At 73.8% G+C, this 14,099-nt stretch carries 12 protein-coding genes; 5 read left to right on the top strand and 7 right to left on the bottom strand.

The features are described 5' to 3' along the window. Window positions 1-52: 52 nt before the first annotated feature. Genes AC0VX4_RS09740 through AC0VX4_RS09730 form a run of 3 tightly spaced genes read left to right on the top strand, consistent with a single transcriptional unit; the run spans window position 53 to window position 3,646 of the window. Window positions 53-835, top strand: coding sequence for an electron transfer flavoprotein subunit beta/FixA family protein (locus AC0VX4_RS09740; protein WP_336265350.1), 783 nt, complete (start codon window positions 53-55; stop codon window positions 833-835). Then, window positions 832-1,869, top strand: a complete 1,038-nt coding sequence (locus tag AC0VX4_RS09735) for an electron transfer flavoprotein subunit alpha/FixB family protein (RefSeq protein ID WP_065572877.1) — start codon at window positions 832-834, stop codon at window positions 1,867-1,869. The genes AC0VX4_RS09740 and AC0VX4_RS09735 overlap by 4 nt, the downstream gene beginning before the upstream one ends. Before the next feature lie 52 nt (window positions 1,870-1,921). Continuing rightward, window positions 1,922-3,646, top strand: a complete 1,725-nt coding sequence (locus tag AC0VX4_RS09730; protein ID WP_232502398.1) for a cytochrome b/b6 domain-containing protein — start codon at window positions 1,922-1,924, stop codon at window positions 3,644-3,646. A 130-nt stretch (window positions 3,647-3,776) separates the two neighbouring features. Here AC0VX4_RS09730 and AC0VX4_RS09725 read toward each other — a convergent pair whose 3' ends face one another. Further along, window positions 3,777-4,724, bottom strand: coding sequence for an acyl-CoA thioesterase domain-containing protein (locus tag AC0VX4_RS09725; RefSeq protein ID WP_475464319.1), 948 nt, complete (start codon window positions 4,722-4,724; stop codon window positions 3,777-3,779). A 165-nt stretch (window positions 4,725-4,889) separates the two neighbouring features. On the opposite strand from AC0VX4_RS09725, the gene AC0VX4_RS09720 reads away from it, so the two are divergent. Continuing rightward, window positions 4,890-6,023, top strand: a complete 1,134-nt coding sequence (locus tag AC0VX4_RS09720; RefSeq protein WP_049161266.1) for an acyl-CoA dehydrogenase family protein — start codon at window positions 4,890-4,892, stop codon at window positions 6,021-6,023. A 126-nt stretch (window positions 6,024-6,149) separates the two neighbouring features. Here the strand turns inward: AC0VX4_RS09720 and AC0VX4_RS09715 are convergent, their stop codons facing one another. Genes AC0VX4_RS09715 through AC0VX4_RS09700 form a run of 4 tightly spaced genes read right to left on the bottom strand, consistent with a single transcriptional unit; the run spans window position 6,150 to window position 10,606 of the window. Continuing rightward, window positions 6,150-7,337, bottom strand: a complete 1,188-nt coding sequence (locus AC0VX4_RS09715; protein WP_136941003.1) for an enoyl-CoA hydratase/isomerase family protein — start codon at window positions 7,335-7,337, stop codon at window positions 6,150-6,152. Next, window positions 7,334-8,131 (bottom strand): enoyl-CoA hydratase, encoded by a 798-nt coding sequence (locus tag AC0VX4_RS09710; protein ID WP_002856681.1) that lies wholly within the window; start codon window positions 8,129-8,131, stop codon window positions 7,334-7,336. The genes AC0VX4_RS09715 and AC0VX4_RS09710 overlap by 4 nt, the downstream gene beginning before the upstream one ends. Beyond that, complete coding sequence (gene mmsB, locus AC0VX4_RS09705; RefSeq protein ID WP_049161272.1) at window positions 8,128-9,045, bottom strand: 3-hydroxyisobutyrate dehydrogenase; 918 nt, start codon at window positions 9,043-9,045, stop codon at window positions 8,128-8,130. Before mmsB ends, AC0VX4_RS09710 begins: the two co-directional genes overlap by 4 nt. 34 nt (window positions 9,046-9,079) lie before the next feature. After that, entirely contained in the window at window positions 9,080-10,606 is a 1,527-nt protein-coding gene (locus tag AC0VX4_RS09700; RefSeq protein ID WP_002856683.1) for a CoA-acylating methylmalonate-semialdehyde dehydrogenase, read from the bottom strand. 180 nt (window positions 10,607-10,786) lie between these two features. Between AC0VX4_RS09700 and AC0VX4_RS09695 the strand changes: the two genes are divergently transcribed. Continuing rightward, window positions 10,787-11,560, top strand: a complete 774-nt coding sequence (locus AC0VX4_RS09695) for an SDR family NAD(P)-dependent oxidoreductase (RefSeq protein WP_002856684.1) — start codon at window positions 10,787-10,789, stop codon at window positions 11,558-11,560. Window positions 11,561-11,581: 21 nt separating this feature from the next. Here the strand turns inward: AC0VX4_RS09695 and AC0VX4_RS09690 are convergent, their stop codons facing one another. Together AC0VX4_RS09690 and AC0VX4_RS09685 are read right to left on the bottom strand one after the other, a co-directional pair. Next, window positions 11,582-12,139, bottom strand: a complete 558-nt coding sequence (locus AC0VX4_RS09690) for a MarR family winged helix-turn-helix transcriptional regulator (protein ID WP_002856685.1) — start codon at window positions 12,137-12,139, stop codon at window positions 11,582-11,584. Between the two features lie 73 nt (window positions 12,140-12,212). After that, window positions 12,213-13,994, bottom strand: a complete 1,782-nt coding sequence (locus tag AC0VX4_RS09685; protein ID WP_002856686.1) for an AMP-binding protein — start codon at window positions 13,992-13,994, stop codon at window positions 12,213-12,215. Window positions 13,995-14,099: the final 105 nt, after the last annotated feature.

The raw sequence follows: 14,099 nt of genomic DNA, 5'->3' as shown, positions 1-14,099 counted from the left end.
GTGCTCGGGGCGGAGGCCCCGGGGCGAGACCGCGACCCAAGGAGGAGAGGCCGTGAAGATCCTGGTGCTGGCCAAGCAGGTGCCGGACACGTGGCAGGAGCGTGAGCTGAGCCTGGAGACCGGCTGGGTGGTGCGCGACGGCGCGGCCGAGCCCGTGCCGGACGAGATCAGCGAGCGCGTCATGGAGGTCGCCCTGGGCTGGCGGGACGCCGGCGCGGACGTCGAGGTCGTGGCCCTGACGGTGGGCCCCGAGGACTCCTCGAAGACCCTGCGCAAGATGCTGGCCATGGGCGCGGACTCCGCCGTGCAGATCACCGACGACGCACTCGTCGGCTCGGACGCCGTGCAGACGGCTCGCGTGATCGCCGCGGCCGTCGAGAAGGAGGGCGCCGACCTCGTGCTCGCCGGCACGGTGTCCACGGACGGCGGCACCGGCGTGGTGCCGGCCATGGTCGCCGAGCTCCTGGACCGGCCCTACCTGCCGCACGCCGAGGCCCCCGAGCTGGCCGACGGCGAGCTGACCGGCACCGTGGCGACCTCGGACGCGGACGTGCGCGCCGCCGTCGTCCTGCCCGCCGTGGCGGGCCTGACGGAGAAGACCGCGGAGCCGCGGTTCCCGAACTTCAAGAACATCATGGCGGCCAAGAAGAAGCCGCTCACCGTGCTGTCCCTGGCCGACCTCGGCATCGCCGCGGGCCCGGCCGAGGCCGCCTACCGCTCCGTGATGGTCTCGGCGGACACGCGTCCCGAGCGTGCCGCGGGCGAGAAGATCACCGACGACGGCACCGCCGCCGAGCGGCTGGTGGAGTTCCTCGCGGGTCGGGGGCTCGTGTGAGCGCGAACGTGGAGGAGACCGAGATGACGACGCAGACCGACGCCGCGAACAGCGGTCAGACCGTGCTGGTGCACGCCGAGATCGGCGCGGACGGCGCGCTCCGCCCGGTCGTGGCCGAGCTGCTCGGCGCCGCCGCCACCGTGGGCGTGCCCGAGGCCGTCCTCGTGACCGGCGCGGAGGGCAGGGACGCCGCCGTCGCCCGGCTGGGGGAGTACGGCGCCACGCGCGTCCACGTCCTCGTGGCCGACGACGCCGCCACCACCCTCGGGAACGCCGCCGTGCAGGCCCTCGCCGCCGCGGCCGCCCGCACCGCGCCCGTGGCCGTGCTGCTCTCCGGCAGCCCCGAGTCCCGCGCGGTGGCCGGCCGCCTGTCCGTCCGGGCCCGCGGCCCCGTGTGTGCGGACGCCGTGGGGCTGCGCTGGGCCGACGACGAGGTCATCGCCCGCCACTCCGTGTTCGGCGGCGACTACCTCAGCGAGTCCACCGGCGAGGGCGGCCCCCGGATCATCACCGTGCGCCCCGGCGCCGTCGCGGACCGGGCCCCGGCCGTCGAGGCGCCCGAGGTCGTGGAGCTGGCCGCCGCCGAGCTCGGCCCGGTGACCGCCGGCGCCCGGGTGCTCGAGGTGAACGCCCGCACGCAGAACTCCGCCCGTCCGCCGTTGCGCGGCGCCAAGACCGTCGTCGCCGGCGGACGCGGCGTGGGCTCCGAGGAGGGCTTCGCGATAGTCGAGCAGCTCGCCGACGAGCTCGGCGCCGCCGTGGGCGCCTCGCGTGCCGCCGTCGACTCCGGCTACACCGCGGCCGAGCGCCAGGTGGGCCAGACCGGCGTGATCGTGTCCCCGAACCTGTACATCGCCCTGGGCATCTCCGGCGCCATCCAGCACCTGGCCGGCATGAAGACCGCCAAGACCATCGTGGCGATCGACAAGAACGAGGACGCCGAGATCTTCGAGCACGCCGACTTCGGCGTGGTCGGGGACATCTTCCAGGTGGTCCCGCAGGTCATCGAGCAGCTGCGCACCCGCCGCGGCTGAACCGGTGCGGGCGCGGTCCGCTGCGGACCGCGCCCCTCGGACGAGGAGAAGCATGCCCAAGCAGCGAATGGCCGGCTACGTCCCCCTGAAGGGCGCCCCGGCCGAGACCGAGCCCGCCCCCACCCCGGCGCAGGACACCACGACGGCGGCCCCCGCCCCGGTGGTCGCGCCCGCCGTCCCGGTGGCGCCGACCGCGCCGGCGTCGGGCCTCACGCCCCTGTCCGCGCGACGCCGCATGGCCGGGTACGTCCCGTTCGCCCGCGAGGCCGAGTGGCTCGGCGGCGCCCCCGCCCCGGCCGCGGGATCGACCCCGCCTGCCGCCCCGGCGGTGCCCGTCGCGCCCGAGCCGATCGCCGCCTCGGCGTCCCCGACGCGGGCCCCCGCACCCGCGGAGACCGAGCCCGTCGTGCCGGACGTGGCGGCCGCCGTCGCCGCCTCCGCGACCGGTGCGCCGGCCGCGGCCGGGGTGGGCGCTCCCGTGGAGTCCGACCTCGTGCCGCTCGCGGAGCGGCGACGCATGGCCGGGTACGTGCCGTTCGCCCGGGAGGGGGAGTGGTTCACCGAGCTGGCCGCCGTGGGCGCCCCCACCGCGCCGGAGACGGTGGCGCAGGAGGTCGTCGCACCGGAGTCGGTCACCGCCGAGCCCGCCGCCGCGGCGCCGGCCCGGCCGGTCGCCGTCGAGCCGGCCGATGCGGAACCGGCCGTCGCCGCCCCCGTGGCCGCGGCGTCGGCCGCGGAGCCGGCCCCCACCGCGCCGGACACCCGGTCGGCCCCGCCGGCCTCCGCCGCGCAGCCGCCCCGGGCCGCCCCCGGGGCTGCCACCGGTACGCCCGCTCGGGCCGCGGAGACGGACGCCGCCGAGTCCGCCGCCCCGTCCCGTCTGCGCAAGGCGCTGCCGGCGGTGGCCGGCGTCGTGGTGCTGGCGCTGCTCGCGGTGCTGGCCGGACGCTGGCTGCGGAGCCTGGACCCGGTGGCGGACTTCATCGCGACCTACGACGGGCACCCGGTCCTGCCAGAGGGCACCCCCGAGGGGATGCCCTGGTGGATGGGCTGGCAGCACTTCCTGAACATGTTCCTGATGGTGCTGATCATCCGGACGGGGCTGCAGATCCGTCACGAGACGCGGCCTCCGGCCAACTTCACGCCGACGAAGGACGGCCTGTTCTCCGCGCGGGGCAACACCCCGAAGAAGTTCTCGCTCACCATCTGGATGCACCAGGCCCTCGACGCGCTGTGGCTGCTCAACGGCGTGATCTTCGTGGTGCTGCTGATCGCCACCGGCCACTGGGCGCGGATCGTGCCCACGGACCCGCACGTGTTCCAGCACGCCGTGTCCGCCGGCATCCAGTACCTGTCCCTGGACTGGCCCACGGAGAACGGCTGGGTGCACTACAACGCGCTGCAGATGCTCTCCTACGCGCTGGTGGTGTTCGTGGCCGCCCCGCTCGCCGCCCTCACGGGCTGGCGCATGTCCTCGTGGTTCCCCACGGAGGCCACGGGACTGAACAAGGCGTTCCCCATGGAGGTGGCCCGCAAGGTGCACTTCCCGGTGATGGTCTTCTTCGTGGCGTTCATCCTGGTGCACGTGTTCCTCGTGGCCTTCACGGGCCTGCTGACGAACCTGAACCACATGTACACCTCGCGCGGCGGGGCCACCGACGCGTGGGGCCTCGTGGTGTTCCTCGTGAGCGTGGCGGTCACCGCCGCCGCCTGGTTCTTCCTGAAGCCCGCCTTCACGGCCCCCGTGGCCTCCCGGTTCGGCACCGTGGGCCGCTGAGCCGGCCCCACGACGACGGCCCCTCCTCCCGGGACTTTCGAACGTGATGTCGGGGGAATGAGCGCTTTCGAACGTGGGATAGGCCCTATCTCACGTTCGAAAGCGCTCGGGTGCTCGGGCGTGCGGGGCGTCAGCTCCGGGTCGCGCGGAAGGTGACCTGCACCTGGACCATCGGCTTGTCGGCCACGGGGACGCCGTCGGCGCCGACCGGCACGAGGTCCACGTCCACGAGGCGCAGGGACCGGCCGGCGTGCCGCACCCGCGTGAGGGCGACCATCTCGCCGTGGCCCGGGCGCACGAACACCACGCGCACGGCCTGGACGTCGTAGCGCTCGCGGTCCGGCATGGCCGCCTGCGCGGCGGTGGCCGCCCGCAGCGTCATGGCCCCGCCGTGGACGGCGCCCGACGGGTTGGCCAGCTCCGGCTTCGGGGCGAAGCGCACGCCCGCCGTGGCCGCGGCGGCGACGGCGGGGCGCACGTCCGGAGCGGCCGTCGGCAGTGACTCGGGGCGGGCGGCCAGCAGCCCCGGCATGGGCACGCGGGTCTCGGCCCCGCGGGGCAGCCGTCCGGCGGCGACGAACTCGGCCATCCGCTCCGGCGCTCCGGCCGGCACCGACTGGAACCAGCCGGTCGCCTCGACCACGCGACGCCCGTCCGCGTCCTCGAGCCACGCCCGGGCCACGCCGCCGCCGGCATCCCAGGCCAGCGGGCGGGTCCAGCACTCCAGCAGCGGGCCGTCCTCGTCCCCGGCCGTGACGGCCACGGCGTCGAAGGCGGGCAGCGGGCCGAGCACGTTGACCTGCAGCTCGGTGGTGACCACGGTCTCGATGTCCCGGGCCGCGTGGTGCACGGCCACCGCCGTGGCGTTGTCCATGATCACGGTGGCCGCCGCGCCGGTGGGCCGGCCGTCCAGGTCGAGGCACCACGGGCCGACCTCGAACGCGGCCGGGTTGAGGGCACCGTCCCGCTCGGTCATCAGCGCGTGGCGGCGGATGCCGAACAGCTGTTCCGTGCGGCCGGAGGCGTGGGAGCGGGGGCCGGTGGGCGAGTCCGCGGTGGGGCTGGTGGTGGTCTGCACGGGGAGCACGCTAGCCCACGGCCCGGTGGCGACACGGCAAATCATTGGATGTCCTATTATCATGGTGACGACAGTCACACCCTGTCGCCGCCCGCGGTGTCACCCCCGCCCCACCCCGTCGTGGACCGCCCGCGCGGCCGGACCGAGCCCCAGGAGGACGAACCCATGTTCCCCATCACCGATGACCAGAAAGCCCTGGTCGACGCCGTCCGCGACTTCGCCGAGCAGCGCGTCGCCCCGCACGCCCTCGACTGGGACGCCGAGAAGCACTTCCCGGTGGACGTCCTCGCCGAGGCCGGCGAGCTCGGCCTGGGCGGCATCTACGTGGGGGAGGAGCACGGCGGCACCGGCCTGGAGCGCACGGACGCGATCCTGATCTTCGAGGAGCTCGCCAAGGCGGACCCGGCCTTCGCCGCCTACATCTCCATCCACAACATGGTCGCCTGGATGATCGACTCCTTCGGCAGCGACGAGCAGCGCGCCCGCTGGATCCCCGACCTCGTGGGCATGGAGCACCTGGCCAGCTACTGCCTCACCGAGCCCGGCGCCGGCTCGGACGCGGCCGCGCTGAAGACCCGCGCCGTCCGCGACGGCGACCACTACGTCCTCAACGGCGTCAAGCAGTTCATCTCCGGCGCCGGCGCGTCCGACTGCTACGTGGTGATGTGCCGCACCGCGGACACGGGCGCCCGGGGGATCTCCGCCGTCGTGGTCCACAAGGACACCCCCGGCCTGTCCTTCGGCCCCAACGAGAAGAAGATGGGCTGGCACACCCAGCCCACGCGCCAGGTGATCTTCGAGGACGTCCGCGTGCCCGTGGCCGACCGCCTCGGCGAGGAGGGCGACGGCTTCCGCATCGCCATGAAGGGCCTCAACGGCGGCCGCCTGAACATCGGCGCCTGCTCCATCGGCGGCGGCCTGGCCGCCCTGGACAAGGCCACCCGCTACCTCAAGGAGCGCAGCGCGTTCGGCGAGCCGCTCACCACCAAGCAGGCCCTCGTCTTCGAGCTGGCGGACATGTCCGTGAAGCTGGAGACCGCCCACACGATGCTCATGCGGGCCGCGGACGCCCTGGACCGCAACGACCCGGACACCGTGCGCCTGTGCGCCATGGCCAAGCTCGTGGCCACCGAGTCCGGCTACGAGGCCGCCGACACCGCCCTGCAGCTGCACGGCGGCTACGGCTACCTCCACGAGTACGGCGTGGAGAAGCTCGTCCGGGACCTGCGCGTGCACCGGATCCTCGAGGGCTCCAACGAGATCATGCGCATGATCGTGGGTCGCGGCCTGATCGGCTGAGACCGGGCTGGACCGCCGCGGTGAGGGCCGGGACCCGGTCGCGGGGCTCGGCCCCGCCTGCCGCACACAGCACGGCGCCCCGCGGTCACCACACGTGACCACGGGGCGCCGTCCGTCGGGGCGGGCTCAGCCGAGCTGCAGCGGGTCCACTCCGGACACGGGCTCGAAGTGCCCGGCCACGTCCTCGGCCGAGACGTCCTCGAGCCGGGCCGGGCTCCACGTCGGATCCTTGTCCTTGTCCACGAGCAGCGCACGGATGCCCTCGGCCATGTCCGGCTCGCGCATCAGGTGGGTGCCGATCGTGAACTCCTGGCGCAGCGCGTCGGCCACGGTCAGGTCCGCCCCGCGTGCGGCCAGCCGGCGCTGGGCCTCGTGGGCCACGGCGACGGCGGTCGGGGACTTGGTGCGGATGGCCTCGGCGGCCTGCCCCGCGGCCTCGGCATGCTCCCCGCCCGCGGCGGCGCGCTCGTCCAGGGCGGCGAGGACCTCGGCGGCCGACTCCCGGCCGTAGGCGTCCTCGATCCACTCCCGGCCGGCCACCAGCGCGGACGCGGGCCGTGCGTCCTCGGCCACCGCGAACCGGGCCAGCACCTCGTCGGCGGCGGCGAAGGCGGCCTCGTCGCGCCCGCCCGCGTCCGCGGCCGAGCCGAGGGCGCCGAACGCCGCGGCGAGGGCCTGCTCGAGCTCGTCCAGCCGGGCGGACTCCACGAAGACGTCCGCCAGACCCAGGGCCACCGCGTCGGAACCGGAGGCGTGCGCCGAGGTCGCGGCCAGGTGCCGGCCCGCCTGGAAGGGTGCGCGGGCGAGGTGGAAGGAGCCGCCGACGTCGGGGGTGAACCCGATCGCCGTCTCGGGCATGCCGGCGCGGGTCCGCTCGGTGGCCACGCGATGCGAGCCGTGCACGGACACGCCCATGCCGCCGCCCAGGACGATGCCGTCCATGAAGGCCACGTACGGCTTGGGGTAGGTGGCGATGCGCTCGTTCATCGCGTACTCGTCGCGGAAGAACTCCTCGGCCTCCGCGAACCGCCCGGCCAGGAGCGAGGAGCGCAGGGAGACGACGTCACCACCGGCGCACAGTCCCTTCTCCCCGGCGCCGCGGATCAGCACGCCGCGCACGGCGGGGTCCGCGGCCCAGTCGGTCAGGGCCGCGTCGATCGCCCGGACCATGTCCTGCGTCAGTGCGTTCAGGGCCCGCGGACGGTTCAGTGTGATGCGGCCGAGGCCGTCGCGGACCTCGAGGAGCACCTCGTCCGCCGCCCCGTCCCGTGCGGCCGCGGGGGCCGTCGTCGCCGTGGTCTGCGCGTCGCTCATCGGTGCTCCCACCCCGCCTCGCGCTTCGCCGCGAACGCGTCCATGCCCTCCTTCTGGTCCGCCGTGGCGAACGCGGCGTGGAACACGCGGCGCTCGAAGGCGATGCCCTGGGCGAGCGTGGTCTCGAACGCGGCGTTGACGGCCTCCTTGGCCATCCAGGAGGCCGGCTTGGACTTGGAAGCGATGGTCGCGGCCACCTCCAGCGCCTCCTCGAGGGCCTTCTCGTCGGCCACCACGCGGGAGACGAGCCCGATGCGCTCGGCCTCCTCGGCCCCGATCATGCGGCCGGTGAGGATCATGTCCATGGCCTTGGCCTTGCCCACGGCGCGGGTCAGGCGCTGGGAGCCGCCCATGCCGGGGATGACGCCGAGGTTGATCTCGGGCTGGCCGAACTTCGCGCCCTCGCCGGCCACGAGCACATCGGCCATCATGGCCAGCTCGCAGCCGCCGCCGAGGGCGTAGCCGGTCACGCACGCCACGATGGGGGTGCGGGCACGGGTGAGCCCGTCCCAGCCGGCGAACCAGTCGGCCGCGTACATCTCGGAGAACTCCTTGGTGGCCATCTCCTTGATGTCCGCGCCGGCGGCGAACGCCTTGGGGGAGCCGGAGAGCAGGATCGCCCCGATCTCCGGGTCGGTGTCCAGCTCCTGCACCGCCGCGACGACGGCGCGCATCGTCGCCTCGTTCAGCGCGTTCAGGGCCTTCGGCCGGTTCAGGCGGATGTGGCCGACCCGGCCCTGCCGCTCGACGACGATCGGCGACTCGGCGCCGTCCGGGGTGGTCTGCTCGCTCATGCCTCGCTCCTGTCCGTGTGTGATGCTCGGATGTCCTCGATGATGCCGGAAAAGTCGCGGGCGGCGCCTTCTCCGGCGGCGTACTCGGCGTACTTGGCCTGCGCGAGGCGGCCCAGGTCGGCCGCCACGCCCTGCTCGTCCAGGGCCGCGAGCGCGAGCCCGAGGTCCTTGGCCATCAGGGCGCCGGCGAAGCCGGGCTGGAAGTCCCGGTTCGCGGGGGAGCCGGGGACGGGGCCGGGCACCGGGCAGTTGGTGGTCAGGGACCAGCACTGCCCGGAGGCCTTGCTCATCACGTCGTACAGGGCCTGGTGCCGCAGGCCCAGGCGCTCGCCCAGGACGAAGGCCTCGGCGACGGCGATCTGCGTGACCCCCAGCACCATGTTGTTGCAGATCTTCGCGGCCTGGCCCAGGCCGGCGGCCCCGCAGTGCACGATCCGCGCGCCCATGACCTCGAGCAGCGGCAGCACCTCGGCGTACACCTCGTCCGAGGCGCCCACCATGAAGGCGAGGGTGCCGGCCTCGGCGCCCACCTGGCCGCCCGAGACCGGCGCGTCGGCCGCCCGCATGCCCGCCGCCTCCGCCGCCGCGGCCGCCTCGCGGGCCTCGGCGACGTCGATGGTCGAGCAGTCCAGGAACACGGTGCCGGGGCGGGCGGCGGCGAGCAGGCCGCCGTCGCCGTCCTCACCCCGGTAGACGTCCAGCACCAGGCGTCCGTGGGGGAGCATGGTCAGCACGACGTCGGCCTCCGCGGCCGCCGCGGCCGTGTCCGTGACGGTCTCGACGCCGGCCGCACGGGCCTTCTCGAGGGCCTCGGGGACGAGGTCGAAGCCGAGCACGCGGTGGCCCGCGGCGGCGAGGTTGGCGGCCATGGGGCCGCCCATGTGGCCGAGGCCGAGGAACAGAACGGTGGTCATGGGGTCCTCCTGGTCGGGACGGGCTGCGGGGCGGTCAGGAGCCGGCCGGCATCACGAAGCTGGCGCCCTCGCGCACGCCGGAGGGCCAGCGCGTGGTGACGGTCTTCGTCTTGGTGTAGAACTTCAGCCCGTCCGTGCCGTGCTGGTTCAGGTCGCCGAAGCCGGAGGCCTTCCAGCCGCCGAAGGTGTAGTAGGCGATCGGCACGGGGATCGGCACGTTCACGCCGACCATGCCGGTGTCCACGCGGGTGGAGAAGTCGCGGGCGGCGTCGCCGTCGCGGGTGAAGATGGCCACGCCGTTGCCGAACTCGTGCTCGTTCACGAGCGTGAGCGCCTCCTCGTAGTCCTTCGCGCGGACCACGGAGAGCACCGGGCCGAAGATCTCCTCGCGGTAGATGCTCATCTCCGGGGTCACGCGGTCGAACAGGGTGGCGCCCACGTAGAAGCCGTCCTCGTGGCCCTCGACGACGACGCCCCGGCCGTCCGTGACCAGGTCGGCGCCCGCCTCGACGCCGGCCGCGATGTAGCCCTCGATGCGCTCCTTCGCGTCCCTCGAGACGACGGGGCCGAAGTCCGAGGACGCGTCGAGCGACGGGCCGACCGTGAGGTCCTCCATGCGCTCGCGGAGCAGCGCGATCAGGCGGTCGGCGGTCTCCTCGCCGACCGGGACGGCCACGGAGATCGCCATGCAGCGCTCGCCGGCGGAGCCGAAGGCGGCGCCGACCAGGGCGTCGGCGGCCATCTCGAGGTCCGCGTCCGGCATGATCACGGCGTGGTTCTTGGCCCCGCCGAAGCACTGGGCGCGCTTGCCCATGCGGGCGGCGTGCGCGTAGATGGACTGCGCGATCGGGGTGGAGCCGACGAACCCGACGGCCTTGACGCGCGGGTCCTCGATGAGCGCGTCCACGGCGGTCTTGTCGCCGTGCACCACGTTGAGGGCGCCAGCGGGCATGCCGGCCTCGAGGGCCAGCTCGGCCAGTCGCACCGGCACGGAGGGGTCGCGCTCGGAGGGCTTGAGGACGAAGGCGTTGCCCGCCGCCAGGGCGATGCCGGCCTTCCACAGCGGGATCATCGCCGGGAAGTTGAAGGGCGTGATGCCCACGGCCACGCCGAGCGGCTGGCGGATGGAGTGCACGTCGATGCCGGTGCCCGCGTCGGCGGTGAACTCACCCTTGAGCAGGTGCGGGGCGCCCGCGGCGAACTCCACGACCTCGATGCCGCGCTGGATGTCGCCCTTGGCGTCCGGGACGGTCTTGCCGTGCTCCTGGGCGAGCACGGTGGCCAGCTCGTCCATGTTCTCGTTGATCAGGTCGACCCAGCGCAGCAGGATGCGGCCGCGGCGCTGCGGATTCAGCGTCGACCACGCGGCGAAGCCCTCCTCGGCGGAGGCCAGGGCGGCGTCGATCTCCTCGGCGGAGGCCAGCGGCACGCGGCCCGCCACGCTGCCCGTGGCCGGGTGGTAGACGTCGCTGTGCCGGCCGGAGGCGCCCTCGCGCCGCTCGCCGTGCACGAAGTGGGGGATCACGGGGGCGGTCTCGGTGGGCGCGGTCTTCTCGGACATGGGGGCTCCTCGCGGGTCCAGGCGGAAGGGCGGACGTCGTTCGGCGCCGCCCACGACGGGCGTGGCGGGCCCGGCCGTGCATGTGATCTGGGTTACTCATCCGCTAATCTAGGATGAGAACGTAGGACATGCAACTATCGAACTCGGGGGGTATCCCGAGGAGGAAGGGAGGGTCCGTCCATGGACCTGTCGAACCAGAGCGCGATCGTCACCGGCGGGGCCTCGGGCCTCGGCCACGCCACCGCCCGCCGCCTGGCGGACGCGGGCGCCGCCGTCGTGGTGGTGGACCTGCCGGACCGCGAGGGCGAGACCGTCCGCGCGGACGCCGTGGCCGCCCTCGGCCCCCATGCGCGCTTCGTGACGGGCGACGTCACCGCCGAGGACACCGCCCGGGAGGCCGTGGCCGCCGCGCTGGAGGCCGGGCCGCTGCGGGTGCTGGTCAACTGCGCCGGCGTGGCGACGCCGGGCAAGCTCGTGGGTCGCGACGGGCCGCTGTCCGCCGAGGTGCTGAGCCGGGTCCTGGCGATCAACACGGTCGGCACCGTGTCGATGATGGCCCAGGCCGCCGCCGCGATGAGGACGCAGGAGCCGCTCGGCGAGGACCGCGGCGTCATTGTGAACACCGCGTCCGTGGCGGCCTACGACGGGCAGATCGGCCAGATCGCGTACTCCGCCTCCAAGGGCGCCGTGGTCGCGCTGACCCTGCCCGCGGCCCGCGAGCTCGCCTCCTCCCAGATCCGCGTGGTCACGATCGCCCCCGGCCTCATGGAGACGCCCATGATGGCCGGCCTGCCCGAGGCCGCCCGCGAGGCGCTGTCCACCAAGACCCCGCATCCGGCCCGCCTCGGCCGGCCCGAGGACTACGCGCTGCTCGTCGAGCAGATCGTGTCCAACCCGTTCCTGAACGGCGAGGTCATCCGGCTCGACGGCGCCGTGCGCCTCGAGCCCCGCTGAGCCGGGCGGCTGCGGAGAGCGTCAGGAGGAGGTGTGCTCCGCCGTCGCGGGCGCGCCGGCGTCGAGGCCGTCGACCTGGAAGTCGCCGGCCTCGGCGCGGAACCGGCCGAGGACGTCGATGAGGGTGTCCACGTCCGCCGGATCGAAGCCGGAACGGCCGAAGACCTCGGCGTTGAGCGTCTCCGTGGCGGCGACGGCGACGCGCCGGCCCTCGTCCGTGAGGGCGAGCACGAGCGCGCGGCGGTCCGACTCGTGGGGGGTGCGCTCCACCAGCCCGGCGGCCTCGAGCCGGTCCACCGCATTGGTCACCGAGGTGGGGTGGACCTGCAGGAGCGCGGACGCCTTGGACATCCGCATCCGCTTCTCGCGCGAGAAGTTCAGCAGCGCCAGGAGCTCGTACCGCGCGAAGGTGAGACCGTAGGGCTTGAGCGCGGCCTGCGTCCGACCCAGCAGGATCTGCTGGGCCCGCATGATCGAGGTGATGGCGGCCATCGGGCGGGCCACGTCACCCCATCCGTGACGCTCCCAGTTCCGGGCGGCCTCCCGGATGGGGTCCTGGGCGAGGGGTGGCTTCTTCATGGCGCTCCAGACTAGCGGCGCACCGGGGGCCCCCCGCCACCGCCGGACGGGGCGGCGGCGGGGAACGGCCCGGTCAGCGCTGCAGCTCCAGGTCCTCCTCGCGGAACTCGGTGCCGTAGCCGTCCGGGGCGGCGCCCGTCTGGGCGCGCTCGACCTCGGCCTTGCGCAGCTCCACGCGGCGGATCTTGCCCGAGATGGTCTTCGGCAGCTCGAGGAACTCGATGCGCCGGATGCGCTTGTACGGGGGCAGCTGGGTGAGCGTGAACTGCAGGATCGCCCGGGCGGTCTCCGCGGTGGGCTCGTGGCCCGGGGCGAGGGTGACGAAGGCCTTCGGCACGGCCAGCCGCAGCTCGTCCGGGGTGGGGACGATCGCGCCCTCCATCACGGCCGGGTGCTTGACCAGCACCGACTCCAGCTCGAACGGGGACACCTTGTAGTCCGAGGACTTGAAGACGTCGTCCGCGCGGCCCACATAGGTCAGCACGCCGTTCTCGTCGCGGCGGGCGATGTCACCGGTGTGGAAGACGCCGTCGCGGAACACCTCGCCCGTCTTCTCCTGGTTGCCGTAGTAGGACTTCAGCAGGCCCACTGGACGCGGGTCCAGGCGCAGGCAGATCTCGCCCTCCTCGGCCTCCTGGCCCGTGAGCGGGTCGAGCAGGGTGACGTCCATGCCGGGCAGCGGGCGGCCCATCGAGCCGATGACGACCTTCTGGCCGGGGGTGTTGGCGATCTGCAGGGTGGTCTCGGTCATCCCGAAGCCGTCGCGGATCGTGGTGCCCCACGCCCTGTGCACCTGGTCGATCACCTCGGCGTTGAGCGGCTCGCCCGCGGAGATGGTCTTGGCCGGCGGGGTCGTCAGCTGCGCCAGGTCCGCCTTGATGAGCATGCGCCACACGGTGGGCGGGGCGCAGAAGCTCGTGACGCCGTAGCGCTCCATGTTGGCCATCAGGGCTGCGGGGTCGAACTTGCGGGCGTTGTGCACGAAGATCGTGGCCTCCGCGATCCACGGGGCGAAGAAGTTGGACCACGCGTGCTTGGCCCAGCCCGGGGAGGCCACGTTGAGGTGCACGTCGCCCGGCTCCAGACCGATCCAGTAGAGCGTCGTGAGGTGGCCGACCGGGTACGAGGTGTGGGTGTGCTCCACGAGCTTCGGCTTCGAGGTGGTGCCCGAGGTGAAGTAGAAGAGCAGGGTCTCGTCCGCGGGGGTCGGCTCGGCCGGGGTCAGCTCGTCGGCGGTGTCGGCGGCGTCGTCGTAGGAGAGCACGGTGTGGCCGGCGACGTCGGGGGCGCGGCGCGCCGGGCCCTCCGCGAAGACGCCCGGCACGTGCACCAGGTGCAGGCCCTCGCCGACGCCGGCGAACTTCGCCAGGTCCTCGGCGCCGGCCACGGCCCACGCGGCGCCGGCGCGCGTCACGCGGTCCTCGAGGTCCCCGGAGGTCATCTGTGTGGTGGTGGGCACCATGACCACCCGCAGCTTGATGCAGGCGAGCATGAACTCCCACAGCTCCACCTGGTTGTTCAGCATGAGGATGAGGCGGTCGCCGCGGCGCAGGCCCTGCGCGGAGAGCCAGTTCGCCACCCGGTTGGAGGCCGCGGAGAGCTCGGCGAAGGTGCGTTCGGTGCTGCGACCGTCGTCCTCGGCGATGATCAGCGCCGGCACGTCCGCGCGGGCCGGGTCCTGGGCCAGGCGGTCGAACCAGTCGAAGCCGAAGTTGAAGTGCTCGAAGCGGGGCCACTCGAACTCGGTGCGGGCGCGCTCGTCGTCGGTCTGGCACTCGACCAGCAGGTCGCGGGCCGCGCGGAACACCTCCGTCGGCGACGGGGCGGCGACGGCGGTGGAGTCCTGGACGGTCATGGGTCCCTCCTCGGGGTGGCTGCTGAACGGATCCTTGGCCGGGGGCCTGTGATCTGGAACACTACTGGCAGACCTGAATAGTTGGAAGTCCTACAGTCGGATTCG

It is taken from the genome of Micrococcus sp. 63XJN7_8_ISO-PGPR-S23-253 (assembly GCF_056173425.1).
Note: the sequence above shows the minus strand (reverse complement) of the source record. Positions and strands in the feature narration are given on the sequence as shown.